Source organism: Cellulosimicrobium sp. EB106-03-01-XG111 (assembly GCF_058792115.1).
The window spans coordinates 1-13,925 of sequence record NZ_JBYTEQ010000024.1; the positions used below are offsets into that span (position 1 = coordinate 1).

Here is a 13,925-nt window from a genome sequence, read left to right on the forward strand (position 1 = left end):
CCCCCCCCCCCCCCCCCCCCCCCCCCCCCCCCCCCCCCCCCCCCCCCCCCCCCCCCCCCCCCCCCCCCCCCCCCCGGTACGTCGAGGCACAGCCACAATCCGTGTTCACGTATCAAGCACCACTGGTCAACTTGTAACGATAGATTATGAGTAGCGGGGGGACGGGGCGTTGGGTGCTCATCCGGCAGGATGAAGCCCATGCCGCGACTCACAAAGCCCCCCGGGATGCCTAGGGAGGTCGAGGTCGCCATTGAGCTCATCGGCAACAGAGCGCGCGCCGAGGTGCTGCGCGCCCTCGCACTCCACGGCACGCTCACGATCGCGGAACTCTCCGACCTGCTCGGAGCCACGCGGCCAGCAGTCCAGGGTCACCTCAGAGCCCTGGAAGGCGAGGGCCTGGTGGTTGCCGACGTGCCTCCCGAGCGGCGCCAGGGGCGTCGTGTGCAGTGGCGCGCGGACCGCCAGGCGGTCGAGCGGGTGGGCGCCGCCTTCGGCGACTACATCGCCGGCCGCTGACGACACGCCCGGCGTGTCCTCCCACAGCCGCCATATGCCTATGGCTAAGTTTCAGGGCATGGCTACGAAGGCAGCGAGGACACGACGGGCCCGCGGGTCTCTCGACGCTCACACGCGCCGGTCCCTGTTCGCTGAGATCGACAAGGACGCCAAGGCCACCTTCGACGAGATCGCGGACGCCACCGGCGTGTCGCTCGCCCTCGTGCTCGAGGAGCTGGCGAAGCACGCGCGCAGCGAGCTCGACGACAACGGAGTTCCCGAGTGGTGGCCGTCGTCGGCCACCCAGCAGGACGGGCTCGAACTCGTGATCGCCGATGGACGGGAGGCCGCTCCTCGCAAGAGCGCATAACCCCATAACGCAGAGCGGCCCGCCCCCGAAGGGGCGGGCCACGATCAGAAGCTCATCACCCTCAAGCTTGGCGGCGCGGAGGTGATGGGCCCCGATTGACGCACCCTCAGGTGCGTCGCTGTCTGGAGACCATCATAAGCACCCATCGGGCCCTCGCACACGAATTCGAGGGCGACACACCGAGCGGCGTCGACCTGCCCGCGCCCGATTCTGAACGAACGTCCAGTGCGTCCCACGACGTCGCGGCGGCAGAGTGGGCCGCCTGCGCTCCCCTGCTCGCGGGCGCTCCGCGGGTCCGCCTCGGATCACGGCGCGCAGGCGGGATCCAGTACCGGGACCGCGACGAGCGCCCCCTGACCGCCGCCCTGCCCTCGGCGCCGGCGGCCGTGCGCGTGTACGGCGACGACGGCACCTGCCGCGCCCTGTGCTTCGACCTCGACTCCTCACGGGGTGGCGCCGCGCGCGTCCTCGCCGACGCGACACGCCTCGTGCGCGAGCTCGAATCGGTCGGCGCTCGGGTGATCACCGACGTCTCCCCCAACGGCGGCCGCCACGTCTACGTCCCGCTCACCGAGCGCCTGGACTACACCAGCGCCCGCGAACTCGTCGAGGCGATCGCCACCGCCTACCCCACGATGGACCCCGGACCGCACCAGTCGCTGCGCACCGGCTGCATCCGCGTCCCCGGCGCCGCCCACGCAACGGGCGGCCACCAGGCGCTCACGATGAGCCTCAACATCGCCGTCGACGTCCTGCACCGGCCCAGCCCAGCCGCAGCGGTCGCCGCGCTCCAGCATGCCTACCGCGCCCAGATCGACGCCCTGCGGGCCGCACAGGCCCCTCTCCGGGCCTCTGAGCCCGCTACGGACCCCCACAGCTCGGCCGCCCGCGGCCGGGCCCTCTCGGCCCGGCTGACGCGTATCGCCCGCGACGGCGTGTACGACACCGGCCGCTACCCCTCACCGTCCGAGGCACGACAAGCCGTCATCGCCGGCGCGGCCGCCGCGGGCTGGCGCCTCGCCGACGTCGCCGCCCGCCTCACCGACGGACGCTGGCCCGGACTGGCAGCGCTCTACGCCCGCTACTCCCCCACCCAACGCCACGGCGCCCTCGCACGCGATTGGCACAACGCCCAACGCCACGTCGCGCAGCACGCCGATCCGGCCACGACGGCCGGGAGTCACACTGTGCACAGATCCAACACAAGCGCCCAAGAGTCACAGGGGGGCACCCCAGATCTCGGCGACGAGCACGCCTTCGTCCGGACCTGGCGAGCCTGCCTCCGCACCACAGAGCAACACCGCTTCCCCGGACGGAAGTGGTACGGCGCTCGGTTCCTCCTGCGAGCTCTCGGAGAAGCAGCGCACAAGACCGGGAGCCGGTACGTCTCGTTCGGCACCCGATCCCTGGCGATCGCGACAGGGATGGACCACTCAACCGTCTCCGTCCTGCTGCATGAGCTCGGGAGAGCCGGCTGGATCGACCGGCTCGAGCAGGGCCGTGGCGAGCACGCCGACCTCTACGCACTCACCCTTCCGTCGGACCTGGCAGACCGCGCCACGGCCCTGCGGTGGGACCGCGGGAAGGTGCATGCGCTGAGACCAGCTTTCCGCGCCCTCGGCCACGTGGCGGCCCTCGTCTTCGAGGCCGTCGAGAACGCGCAGGCAGAGACGATCACGCAGCTCGTGGACGCGACCGGTATCTCCCGCCGGGCTGTCCATGAGGCCGTCGACCTGCTGAGCTCATGGGGACTCCTCGATCGGACCGCAGGGTCCCTACTCCCCCGCTCGGACGCCCTGCTTCGCGTCGCCGAGCACCTCGGCGCCCTCGAGGGTGTCGAGGCCCAGCTCCGGCTCTACGCCGCACAGCGCCGCGCATGGCGTACCTACCTCACGCGGCACGAAGCAGCCGAACTCGCAGACCCGGCCGAGTCCTGGTGGTGGCCCCCAGACGATGCGCAGGCGAGCGAGTGGACGTTGGTCGACGGCCTCGCGTCGTAGGGGTAGGCAATACTTGTAAGCCTTACAAGCAACGCAAGGCTTACAAGTATTGCAAGCATTCCATTAGTTGCTATGCTTCCTCGTGCGCCGCGGCGCGTCCAGCAACGAAAGCAAGCATTGCAATGCTTGCATTGCGCCAGGAGGTGCCAAAGATGCCCGTCACGATCCTCTTCGCCAACAACAAGGGCGGAGTCCAGAAGACCGGATGCACGGTCCAGACCGCAGCCGGTCTCGCACGCCAGGGGCTCAACGTCCTGGTGGTCGACATGGACCCGCAGGCGAACGCCACCCGACGGCTCGGGATCGAGTGGGACTCCGCCAACCCGATCCCGAGCGTGTCCGAGGCCATCGCCGCGAACGCCGAGGGCGCCGGGGAGGGCGCAGTCGTCGAGTGCGGCTGGAAGAACGCCGCCGGCGAGATGACGGCAGAGGCCAAGCACATCGACGTGATTCCGGCCCGCTTCGACCTCATCAACCGCGAAGCCGAAGCCGGCACCGTCGGCGCGTTCCGGCGTCTGCGCAAGGCGCTCACGGGCTGGACCGAGGACTACGACGTCGTCCTCATCGACTCGCGCCCAGACCTTGGCCACCTGGTGCAGATGTCGATGAGCGCTGCTGACGTCGTGGTCATCCCTTCAGACACCGGCTACGACTCCGTCGAAGCCGCGATCCGCGTCAGCGACTTCGTGACGCAGCACGCCGTCGACCTCGCCAACCCCGAGCTCCGCGTCGGGGGAGTCCTCGTGACACGGCGCCGACAGACCGCCGAGGGGGATTTCCAGATCGAGGGCCTACGTGAGCGCTTCGGCGACCTCGTGTGGGACCTGCGCACCGTCAAGATCATCCCCGGCGACGTGGAAGTGGAACTCACGCCGCCGTACGTGCCCGAGTGGACGAGGTTCGCAGAGGCCGATGCCGCCGGCGTCTCGCTCACCGCCTGGAACGACGAACGCGGACGCACCACAGTCCGCATCTTCGACGAGATCGCCCAGCGCATCATCGATCGGATTTTGCCCGCGTACGCCGAGAGGATCGCCTGATGGTCGAGCGCAAGCGACCCAGCGGAACCAGCCCGATCTCCCTGACGCCCCGCGTCGAGCCGATCGCGACCCCCGCGGTGCCCGCTCCAGTAGTCCAGCAGCCAGCCGAACCCGCAGCTCCGGCGGCGCCGTCGAAGCAGCCGGACAACCGGCCCGAGGCTCCGCCCGCGGCCACGACGCCGCGACGTGCCCCGACGCAGCGCCCGCGCGCGACCGAGCCCGAACCTCCGGTGCAGGCCGCCGTGGGCACAGCCATGATCTCCCGGACCTTCCGATTCCAAGAGGCCCTGATCCGCCGCGCCGAGACAGCCGTCTTGCGCACTGCCGGCCTCGACGGCGGCCACGTCTCCATGACCGCGCTGCTCAACACCGCGCTCGAGCGCGAACTAGCCCGCCTCGAGGACGAGCTCAACGACGGCGAACCGTTCCCCGCGAACCGAGGAGAGTTCCGCAGGGGCCGGCCCATCGGGTCCTGACCGCCACCGACCGAAGGAGCAGCGCATGACCATCGACCTCACATACCCCCACACGGTCACGGTGACGATGCCTGCGGCGCGTGACGTCGAAGGGAGCCTGCTCAGGCTCCTGGCAGATGGTCCGAGCGGGTTCGTCGTGGGAGACCTGATCTGGCCGAACGGCCCGGCCCCAGAGCACCTCTAGCAACTCTTTCCACCGCCCCGGTGATCCCTCGAATGAGGGACACCGGGGCGATGTCGTTCCCAGACCCGGCCGGTGGCCGGTGGGGGGAGCGGTGTGGGCGGCTGGGGCGTGGAGCTCACGGCGGTGGGTGGTGCTCCCGGCCTTCGGCCGGGACCCGAGTCGTGGCCGCTGCGCGGCCGCGGTTGCCGCGCTGCGCGCGGTTTTCTTCCCCTCCTGGCTCTTCATCATCACCCGCGCACCCCGTGCCGCAACCCGCTCGCCTTCGGCGCCGGCCCGCCGTCGAAACCGGCCCGCGCGGACGAAAAGCGTGTCCGCGCAAACCGGCCCCGCCGTCGGGCCGGACCGCGGGTTGCGGCCCGGGGCCCCGCGCGGGTGGTGATTACGACGCCAGGAGGGGGCGAAAAACGGTCGGGACCACCGGCCACCCACCACCTGGCAGGAAGGAGCCCTACGTGGCTCAGCAGCCCCAGATCCGTGCGCGTTCCATCGCCGACTTGCTCGCCTACATCCCCGCGCGCATCGGCTACGCGCCGACCGAGAGCCTGGTCGTCGTCGGGCGCCGGTCGACCACGGGACAGGTCGGACTGGTAGCCCGCGCCGACCTGTCCGACGTGACGCCCGAGACGGCCGACATGCTCGCCGTGCACATCGCGAACGACCGCGCCGCGTCGGCCGTGCTCGCCCTGTACACCGACGACCGGCAGGAGGCCGACCGCGCGCTCGCCAGCATGACCGAAGCGCTGCACGGGCAGGCCGTCGACGTCCAGGACGCCGTCCAGGTGAGCGCCGCCGGGTACGTCGACATGCACGCCCCGCTCGCCGTCGTCCGCCCCCTGTCGGATGTCACGACGAGCGTGCTCGCCGCTGAGATGGTCGCCCTCGGCATCGCCCCGGTCCGCGACCGCGCCGGGCTGCTGCCCGCCGAGGCCACGCCCGAGGCGCAGACCACGGCCCGGCGGGCAGCCGAGAAGCAGGCCGCGAAGAGCGCCGACGAGCAGACCACGCACGCGCTCGCCACGTGGCGGCTCGCGCTCACGGGCCTGGTCGGCGGCCCCGGGGTCTACGGCGAACTGGCGCAGATGCTCACGCACACCAAGGTGCGCGACGCCGCGCTGCTGTCCATGGTCCCCGGGATCGACCCCGACACCGTGACCGAGACCGCCGCCGGAAACGCACCCGACGAGGCGACCGGGCGGGCGGTCGCGGCGATCGTTGACCCGAAGGTGGGCGAGCGCCCGGGCCACGCCGCAGACGCGGCCTCCGACCTCCTCGCCCAGATCGTCGCCCACGTGCCCACCAGCGCCCCCGCCTGGACCCTCTGGGGCCTGGTGGCCTGGTGGCACGGGCAGAGCCCGGCGGCGGGCGACGCGTTCGCCCGCGCGCTGCGCAGTGACGAGTCCTACCGGCTCGCGCTCCTGCTCAACACCGCCATCCAGGTCGGGATGCCTCCCGCCTGGGTCGCGCGCGAACGCGACGCGCACTGACCGCCCCGCGCGCGGCCCGTGGGGTAGCCCCTGCGGGCCGCGCGTCGTCGCGCGTGGTGCTGCCCGTACCGGCCCATCGAGGGCCGGCACGGGCACCGGGGAGCTGCCGCCCCCCGAACCCCCGCCTTCAGCGCGGGGCGGCGGCGACGACGATGCGACCACTGCGAGCCATCGGTGGGCAGATGGTCCGGCCGGTGGCCGGTGGCCGGTGGCCGGTGGGGGAGGGGTGGGGCTGGCTGTGGTGGTCGAGCTCGCCGGGGTGGGTGGTGCCCCCGGCCTTCGGCCGGGACCCGAGTCGTGGCCGCTGCGCGGCCGCGGTTGCCGCGCTGCGCGCGGTTTTCTTCCCCTCCTGGCTCTTCATCATCACCCGCGCACCCCGTGCCGCAACCCGCTCGCCTTCGGCGCCGGCCCGCCGTCGAAACCGGCCCGCGCGGACGAAAAGCGTGTCCGCGCAAACCGGCCCCGCCGTCGGGCCGGACCGCGGGTTGCGGCCCGGGGCCCCGCGCGGGTGGTGATTACGACGCCAGGAGGGGGCGAAAAACGGTCGGGACCACCGGCCACCCACCACCTGGCAGGAAGGGTCACCATGACCACCACCGCAGCAACGTCCATCGAGGTCGGGTCGGCACCAGCCCCCGAGAGCGTCGAGTTCGCCCACGTCGACCCCCGAACGCTCGTCGTCGGCGTCAACGTGCGCGCCGATGCGGACCTCACCCCCGCGTTCGTCGGCTCCATCAAGCAGCACGGCGTCTTGCAGGCCGTCCGCGCCCGCCGCGCCGAGGACGGAACTCTGGTCGTTCTCGAAGGGCAGCGCCGCACACTGGCCGCCGTGGAGGCCCAGCGGGACACGATCCCGGTACAGATCATCGATGGCACCGAGGACGAGGCCCGCCGCATCATCGAGCAGCTGGCCGAGAACGACCACCGCAAGGACATGCGCGACAGCCACCGCACCGCCGCGTTCCAGCAGTTGTCGCTCATCGGGCTGAGCGCCGCGCAGATCGCCAAGCGCACCGGCACGGACAAGGGCGTCGTGGCCAGCGCGCTCACGGTCGCCGGGTCGAAGTTCGGCGCTGCCGTCCAGGCCAAGTACGACCTGCCCCTCGACGTCGCGGCCGCGATCACGGAGTTCGAGGACGACCCCGAGACCGTCAAGAGCCTGACCGCCGTCGCCGTCGAGGACCCGAACGGCTTCGCCCACGCGGCCCAGCGTGCCCGAGACGACCGCCAGCGCGCCGCCGAGGTCGCTGCGGCGCGCGACACGCTGGCCGCGCAGAACGTGACCGAGATTCCCCGGCCCGCCTATGACGACGCCAAGATCAAGCGCCTGGACAGCCTCAAGCCCGCCGCCGACGACCCGAACGGCACCGACCTCACCGTGGACACGCACGCCGAATGCCCCGGCCACGCGGCCTACATCTCGGCCCAGTGGCAGCGGGTCGAGGTCGTCTACGTCTGCACGAACTGGCGCAAGCACGGCCACGGCGACCGGTACGGCACCGCGAGCACCCAGCGCAAGGGGTCGATGAGCGAGGCGGAGAAGGCCGAGCGCCGCCGGGTGATCGAGAACAACAAGTCATGGAAGTCCGCCGAAGTCGTCCGACGGAAGTGGCTCGCGGAGTTCTCCCAGCGCAAGACCGCCCCCACCGGAGCGGCCGCGTTCATCGCCGCACGGATCGCGACCGGCACCCACACCCTGGGGCACGGGGCCGACAAGGACCACGAACTGGCCGCGCAGTGGCTCGGGATCAAGCCCGCCACGAGCGCGTACCGGGGCCGCAGCCAGGGCATCGCCCAGGCCGCCGCGAAGGCCACGGCGGGCAGGGCGCAGCACATCGCGCTCGTGCTCTGCCTGGCCGCGTGCGAGACCGGGACCGGGGTCCAGTCCTGGCGGCATGAGGGCAGCCTGTCCGAGTACCTGGGCGCGCTGGAGACCTGGGGCTACGTCCTCAGCGACGTCGAGAAGATCGCCCGAGGGAAGGCACCCAAGAAGAAGTAGCCCAGCCCAGCGCGCGGTCCGTGGGGGAGTCCCTGCGGGCCGCGTGCCGTTTGCGTGGTGCTGCCCCTACCGGCCCATCGAGGGCCGGCACGGGCACCGGGGAGCTGCCGCCCCCCGGACCCCCGCCTCCGCTCGTCGACGTCGCGACGGCACTCCTCGCCCGTTCTTCGCACCACGCCCACTGTCACACGGCCCTCCGGTTCGCCCGTTGGTTGTGAGCAGGAGGGCGTCACAGCCAGGCACCACCGGTCACCTTCCATCAGTGATCGCGCCAGATCGCCGGCGCGACGGACCACATGACGACGAGGGGAACACCATGACGAACGACGCGGGACGAAACTACCCACGCTGGGCGACACCGAACCGACCGGGCAAGACCCCTCCCGCCAACCGACCGGGCCCCCACCGGCCACCGGCCGAGCACGCCGACCGGCCGACCGGCCGACCACGGCTCCCGCGGTGGCCAGGCGGCGAGTGGGCCGCGGTGGCTTCCACGGTGGCGCGCGCCGTCGTCGTTGTCGTCGAGCTCGTGATCAAGCACGACTGAGCCCGGGGCCGGCCGGCGGCCGGTGGGGGAGTGGTCGGGCTGGCTGTGGTGGTCGAGTCTCGCCGGAGTGCGTGGTGTTCCCGGCCGGTGGCCGGGACCCGAGTCGTGGCCGCTGCGCGGCCGCGGTTGCCGCGCTGCGCGCGGTTTTCTTCCCCTCCTGGCTCTCCATCATCGCCCGCGCGACCCTGCGCGCAACCGACCTCGCTGCGCGTCCCGGACCGTCGAAACTCGTCGGCCTGCGGTCGCTGCGCTCCCTGAGCTCGGCCGACGAGCCCCGCCAGTCCGGGACCGGTCGGTTGCACTCCGGGCCGCTTATCCGGGCGGTGATTGCGACGCCAGGAGGGGGCGAAAAACGGTCGGGACCACCGGCCACCCACCACCTGGCAGGAAGGGTCACCATGACCACCACCATCCCCACCAAAGGTGTGTTCGGCCCGCCGATCCACACGTATACCCGCGCCCAGGCCATGGCGGACGGCGTGCTCGTCGACGCCGGACCGCTGGCCAAGGAAGCAGGGTTCCGCTGGCCCGTCGCGCTCACCCAGGCGGCCCACGCCGAGGCCGTCGCGTGGAACCCCGAGCACGAAGCCGGGCAGGACGAGACCGGGCGACTGTGGGACGTGCTCTGGCTCGCCACGATCGCGGCTCGCGCTGGCCGCTCCCGGTTCACCGTGGCCCGAGTTCCCAACGCCCCGGGCCAGGTCGAGGCCCAGGACCTCGACCTGGTGCTTCACGTCGGCCCAGGTGACACCGCCGCACCGGTCGTGACGATCAGCCTCCCCGGCGAGGACTGACCTACACCCGCGGCGGGCCGACGACCGGCCCGCCGCGGACCACCAGAACCAGCCCGGCCCACGAAGGGAACCACCATGACGACCGAGCACCAGACCATGCGTCAGCGCGTGGCCGCGATCAACTGCCACCCTGCCCAGCTCGAGGGCGAGCAGCGCGCCGCCCTCGAGGAGCGCATCCGCCACCGCCTGACCGGCTACCCCGACCGGTACGTCACCGAGTACGCGAACGGAGACGCTGACTTCGCGCTCTGGCTCGCCCTGGTCGACCTCCGGCTCACGCGCCAAATCTGGCTCACCCACCGCGACATCGCGGACCGCCCCTGGCGCGAGGACTACGACGCCGGACGCGACCCCATCGACGCCGCCGACGAGGCAGCCGAGGACGAGGCCGGCCAGCTCTTCGACTGAGCCAACCAGCGGGCCGGGCGCCAACCACGCCCGGCCCGCCTTTCAACTGAGGTATACATGTACGTGCTAAGAATGTATACTTGAGTTGTTGGAAGGGCACACAACGGCCGGAGACCACCGGCCACCCGACACCAACGCGAAGGAGGGCCTCCGTGGCTCAGAACACCGCCGCCATCCCGTCTCTCGCCCGCGAGGCGTTCGACCGCAGCATCGAGCTCGCCAAGCAGCGCGCCGCGCGCACGGGCGAGAACCTGAACGACCTGCTCGACCGCATGGACCGCGCGGACCACCGGACGCTGTCCGCGACGAACATCCTCGCCAGCGGCGACCACGCCACCCGCGGCACGTGGAAGGGCCGTACAAACTTCGACGTCGTCGGCGGGCTCCTGCGCCCCGTCAGCCCGGAGCAGTGGTCCACCCGGCTCGGGCAGAGGGCCGCTCTGCGCGCGTGACGTGCCCCGGTGGGCCGGAGAGGGAAACCCCCGGCCCACCGGCTGGCCCACCACACCCCAGACGCGAGCAGGAGCGAACCATGCTGACCATCACCCACACCCGCGAGGCAGGAACCCTCATCGACGGCACCGAGCGCGGCGACGGCACCAACGTCGTCCTCAAGGCCCACCGCTGGCGCTGGAGCCGCAACCTCGGCACCTGGTACGTGCCGCAGTCGCGCGACCGCGCCGCCAAGGTGCGCACGATCGAGACGACCGCGGCCGCGCTGCGCGAGGCCGGTCACGACGTCGAGGTCACCATCGACGACACGGCCCGCCCGGCCGCCGTCGTCGAGGCCGACAAGATCGCCCGCCAGGCCGCCCGCGTCGACGCGCTGGCAGCCAAGGCCGAGCGCAAGGCAGGCGCCGCCGCGGCCGCCTACGCGCGGCACGAGGCCGCCGTCGAGCGGCTGCCCGAGGGCGGGGAGCCGATCAAGATCGGCCACCACTCCGAGAAGCGCCACCGCCGCGACACCGAACGCGCCTGGTCCACGCTCGGAACCGCCGTCCACGCCCAACGCGACGCCGACGCCGCCCACCAGGCCGCAGCGACCGCCACGGCGACGACCGGCGCCCGATACAGCCCGGTGACCGTCGGAAACCGGATCGACCGGCTGGCCGCCCAGATCCGCAAGTACGAGCGCGAGCTGGTCGCGCCGGTCTACGACCCCGACACGGGATATCGGCCCGCGACCGAGCACGAGCAGGCGCGGCGCCGTCGTCGCCTCGAGCCGGCGATCGCCGAGGCCCGCGACAACCTCGCGCACTGGCAGGGCGTGCGCGCCCAGCAGATCGCGGACGGCACGGTCACCGACTACGGGCCGCACAACGTCGCCAAGGGTGACGCCGTGAAGATCAGCGGCGACTGGCGCCGCGTCGTCCGAGTCAACACCAGGACCGTGAGCGTCGAGACGGGCTACTCCTGGACCGACCGCGCGCCCTGGCACGAGGTCACCGACCACCAGCCCGCGACCGCAGCATGACCCCCGAGCCAGGGCGGGCCGCGCCCGGCCTGCCCTGGCCCAGCCCGTACCGACACGAGGAGACCCGCCATGACGACCGCCACCGCACCCCGAACCCGTAGGCTCACCCCTACCCGCCGCGCCGCCGTGGGGGACTTGCCGCCCCCCACACCCCCCGCCTCCGGCGCGGCTCACGACCGCCTGCAACCCCGAGGTGCCCCACCCATGACGACCCGCCGCGTCGACGCCCTGCCCGACGAGCACGCCGGTCCGATCCTCGGCCTGCTGGAGCAGGTCCGCGCGGCCGCGGCGCCGCCTGCCGGCGATGGGGGAGCGTGGGCCGCGGCCGAGGCCGGACAGGTCCGCGTGCGCACCGGGTACAAGGCCGCCCGGCGGACCCTGTCCGCCGGCCAGTGCGCCGCGCACACTCTGCGCCTGCTCGCCCTGGCCCAGCCCGAGGCCGACCGTGAGCCGTGGACCGACGCCCTGGCCCACGCGGGCGATGCGATCGGCTCATGGGACTGGGACACGCGAATGCAAGGCGCCCTCGACCTGCGCCGCGCGTTCAAGGACCTGCCCGACCCGCTGCCGGCGAGCGTGCGCCCGGTCCGGCTCGTGGCCGCCTGGCTCACCCACGCAAGCGGCACCGGGCTCGTGCCCGTCACCGCCCGCCTCGCCGCGCACGTCCTCGAGCTCGGACCCCGCGACGACGTCCTCGCCGCAGCCTGGTACGCCACCCACGGGGACCGGCTCCTGGCCGAGCTCACCGCCAACGGCACCCCCACCAGCGGCGCCGCCGACGTCGACGAGGCACACCAGCGCGCGCTGCTCCGCACCGCAGTCCGCGGTCTCTACCGCGCCCAGCTGCACACGAAGGTCGACCTCGCCGCACGAGCAGGCATCACTCGCCGCACCCTCGATGCGTGGATCGCGTGACGGCTCGGGTCGCCCACAGTGCCGCCCGGTACGGTGACGCGGTGCGATCCAGGGGCGTAGGAGCGCTGCTCGCGACAGTGGTGGTCGGGCTACTCGTCACTGGCTGCGGGACGAGCGAAGACGACGAACGCTTCCTCGCATTCGTGGACGAGGCTCTAGGCCAGAACTCAGACATCGAGTTCCCGCGAGACGACCTCCTCGCTGCCGGACATGGCGTGTGCGCCAAGGTCAGCGGCGACGATCTGGCGCTGTCTGAGGCGACCGATCACGTCGCCGAGACGCTGGACACCGATGACTTCACCGCTCAGGTGCTGGCCCTTGGCGCCGCGCAGGTCTACTGCCCGCAGAAGGTTCCGCGTGACTTGCTCTACTGAACCCGAGCACGCTTGAAGCTGACTCTAGTCACCCCTGCCGACGCGGCCGCCCCGCGCCCCGGCGACGGTCCTCGATGCCCTCGAGGGATTCCGCGGTCCACACCGGGCCGCCGTTGAGCTCGCCGGCCGGATCGGGTAGCCAGTCGACCCCGCGGTGCCGGGCCGTGCGCAACGACACCGGCGAGACGCCGAGCCGCTGAGCCAGGCGCGCGCTGTCGTACAGCCCGCGCGGCCCGGGGCCCGGATCACGCGGCCCGCCGGGCCCAGATTCCTTGCTCACCCGACCACGCTAACAGAACCAAAGCGTTCTGTTTCTGCTAAACTAGAACGCAAGCGTTCGGATATTGGAGGCATGATGAACCCCTCTCGTGGGCCCCTCGCTCTCGCTGGCTCGCTGGTTCGGCCCTACCGGCCCATGCCTGAGCCGACGACGGCTCAGCAGGCCCCGGCCGAGACCTACGAGTCGTTCCCGCGCTGGCCTGTCGTCCTTCTCGCCGCCGGCGCCTTCGTCGCGATCTGGGGCGGCTGGGTCGACCTGGGCCAGATGTCCGGCTTCGGCCCGGTGAACCTGCTCCCCGGGATCATGGACCTCACCCTGAACCTTGCGATCACGCTGCCGCTGGGCATGGAGGTCTACGCCGCATTCGCCCTTGGCGTCTGGCTCACCCACCGCAACATCCGGCCCGCCGCGCGCTCGTTCGCCGGCTGGTCTGTTCTGGCCTCCCTCGTCATCGGTGCCGCAGGCCAGATCACCTACCACCTGCTCCACGCCGCGGGCATCGAGCGCGCTCCTTGGCAGGTCGTCGTCGGCGTCGCGTGCGTCCCCGTCGCCGTCATGGGCATGGGCGCCGCGCTCTCCCACCTGCTCGGCGTGCGCCGCCCCCGGCCGGTCGCCGTCGAGAGCGCCGGCCCGGTGGTCGCTCCGGCAGCTGCCGCGCCGCTTGTCGAGTCTGACGCGAGTCCCGACGAGGCCCCCTCGCCGACGCACGAGCCTGACGAGACGGCGCAGGTCGAGCCGGTCGCAGAGCCCGCCGAGGACGAGGCGGTCGTGGTCGAGCCGGTCAACACGAGCCGCGTGGCGCGGTCGAGCGCCGACCTGGACCCGCGCACCATGTCCGCCGACCAGCGCGACGCCCTGATTCTTCAGCTCGCACGCGAGGCGCGCTCCGAGCGGGACCTCGCACAGCGCGTGCCGTGGTCGCGGTCGACGGTGAACCGGGTCCTGCGCAAGCACGACGTCGTCCTGAACCAGCCCGCGAACCAGCCCCAGATGCAGTGGGCCACGGACCGCGGCGAGACGGCCGTGGCGTGAACCACGGTGCCCGGCGACGGAGCGCCGCGCACGATCTGGCGCAGCCCTGCGGG

The 13,925-nt window shown here is 72.3% G+C and carries 15 protein-coding genes; all 15 read left to right on the forward strand.

What is annotated here, in order from left to right; genetic code table 11:
- Window positions 1-198: 198 nt before the first annotated feature.
- Complete coding sequence (locus AC3WT4_RS17110) at window positions 199-516, forward strand: ArsR/SmtB family transcription factor (protein ID WP_264032394.1); 318 nt, start codon at window positions 199-201, stop codon at window positions 514-516.
- Window positions 517-574: 58 nt separating this feature from the next.
- Entirely contained in the window at window positions 575-865 is a 291-nt protein-coding gene (locus AC3WT4_RS17115; RefSeq protein ID WP_170963580.1) for a hypothetical protein, read from the forward strand.
- Between the two features lie 392 nt (window positions 866-1,257).
- Window positions 1,258-2,865, forward strand: coding sequence for a MarR family transcriptional regulator (locus AC3WT4_RS17120; protein WP_492316004.1), 1,608 nt, complete (start codon window positions 1,258-1,260; stop codon window positions 2,863-2,865).
- A 152-nt stretch (window positions 2,866-3,017) separates the two neighbouring features.
- Window positions 3,018-3,905, forward strand: a complete 888-nt coding sequence (locus AC3WT4_RS17125) for a ParA family protein (protein ID WP_492316005.1) — start codon at window positions 3,018-3,020, stop codon at window positions 3,903-3,905.
- Window positions 3,905-4,381 (forward strand): ParB family protein, encoded by a 477-nt coding sequence (locus AC3WT4_RS17130; protein ID WP_492316006.1) that lies wholly within the window; start codon window positions 3,905-3,907, stop codon window positions 4,379-4,381. The genes AC3WT4_RS17125 and AC3WT4_RS17130 overlap by 1 nt, the downstream gene beginning before the upstream one ends.
- Before the next feature lie 25 nt (window positions 4,382-4,406).
- Window positions 4,407-4,565 (forward strand): hypothetical protein, encoded by a 159-nt coding sequence (locus tag AC3WT4_RS17135; RefSeq protein ID WP_492316007.1) that lies wholly within the window; start codon window positions 4,407-4,409, stop codon window positions 4,563-4,565.
- Window positions 4,566-5,017: 452 nt separating this feature from the next.
- Window positions 5,018-6,049: a DUF4192 domain-containing protein gene (locus AC3WT4_RS17140; protein WP_492316008.1), complete on the forward strand. Its 1,032-nt coding sequence runs from the start codon at window positions 5,018-5,020 to the stop codon at window positions 6,047-6,049.
- 586 nt (window positions 6,050-6,635) lie between these two features.
- Window positions 6,636-8,048 carry a ParB/RepB/Spo0J family partition protein gene (locus tag AC3WT4_RS17145; protein WP_492316009.1) on the forward strand — a complete coding sequence of 471 codons (1,413 nt, stop codon included), beginning with the start codon at window positions 6,636-6,638 and terminating at the stop codon, window positions 8,046-8,048.
- Between the two features lie 945 nt (window positions 8,049-8,993).
- Window positions 8,994-9,389 (forward strand): DUF6573 family protein, encoded by a 396-nt coding sequence (locus tag AC3WT4_RS17150; RefSeq protein ID WP_492316010.1) that lies wholly within the window; start codon window positions 8,994-8,996, stop codon window positions 9,387-9,389.
- A 75-nt stretch (window positions 9,390-9,464) separates the two neighbouring features.
- On the forward strand, window positions 9,465-9,797 hold the full coding sequence (locus AC3WT4_RS17155; protein ID WP_114552837.1) for a hypothetical protein: 333 nt from the start codon (window positions 9,465-9,467) through the stop codon (window positions 9,795-9,797).
- 152 nt (window positions 9,798-9,949) lie between these two features.
- The gene (locus AC3WT4_RS17160; protein ID WP_492316011.1) at window positions 9,950-10,249 is read left to right on the forward strand and encodes a hypothetical protein; all 300 of its coding nucleotides are present in this window, start codon (window positions 9,950-9,952) and stop codon (window positions 10,247-10,249) included.
- A gap of 80 nt (window positions 10,250-10,329) precedes the next feature.
- Window positions 10,330-11,271 carry a DUF3560 domain-containing protein gene (locus AC3WT4_RS17165; protein ID WP_492316012.1) on the forward strand — a complete coding sequence of 314 codons (942 nt, stop codon included), beginning with the start codon at window positions 10,330-10,332 and terminating at the stop codon, window positions 11,269-11,271.
- 204 nt (window positions 11,272-11,475) lie between these two features.
- Window positions 11,476-12,186 carry a hypothetical protein gene (locus AC3WT4_RS17170; protein ID WP_492316013.1) on the forward strand — a complete coding sequence of 237 codons (711 nt, stop codon included), beginning with the start codon at window positions 11,476-11,478 and terminating at the stop codon, window positions 12,184-12,186.
- Complete coding sequence (locus tag AC3WT4_RS17175) at window positions 12,174-12,560, forward strand: DUF732 domain-containing protein (protein ID WP_492316014.1); 387 nt, start codon at window positions 12,174-12,176, stop codon at window positions 12,558-12,560. The genes AC3WT4_RS17170 and AC3WT4_RS17175 overlap by 13 nt, the downstream gene beginning before the upstream one ends.
- Window positions 12,561-12,975: 415 nt before the next feature.
- On the forward strand, window positions 12,976-13,872 hold the full coding sequence (locus AC3WT4_RS17180; RefSeq protein ID WP_492316015.1) for a hypothetical protein: 897 nt from the start codon (window positions 12,976-12,978) through the stop codon (window positions 13,870-13,872).
- Window positions 13,873-13,925: the final 53 nt, after the last annotated feature.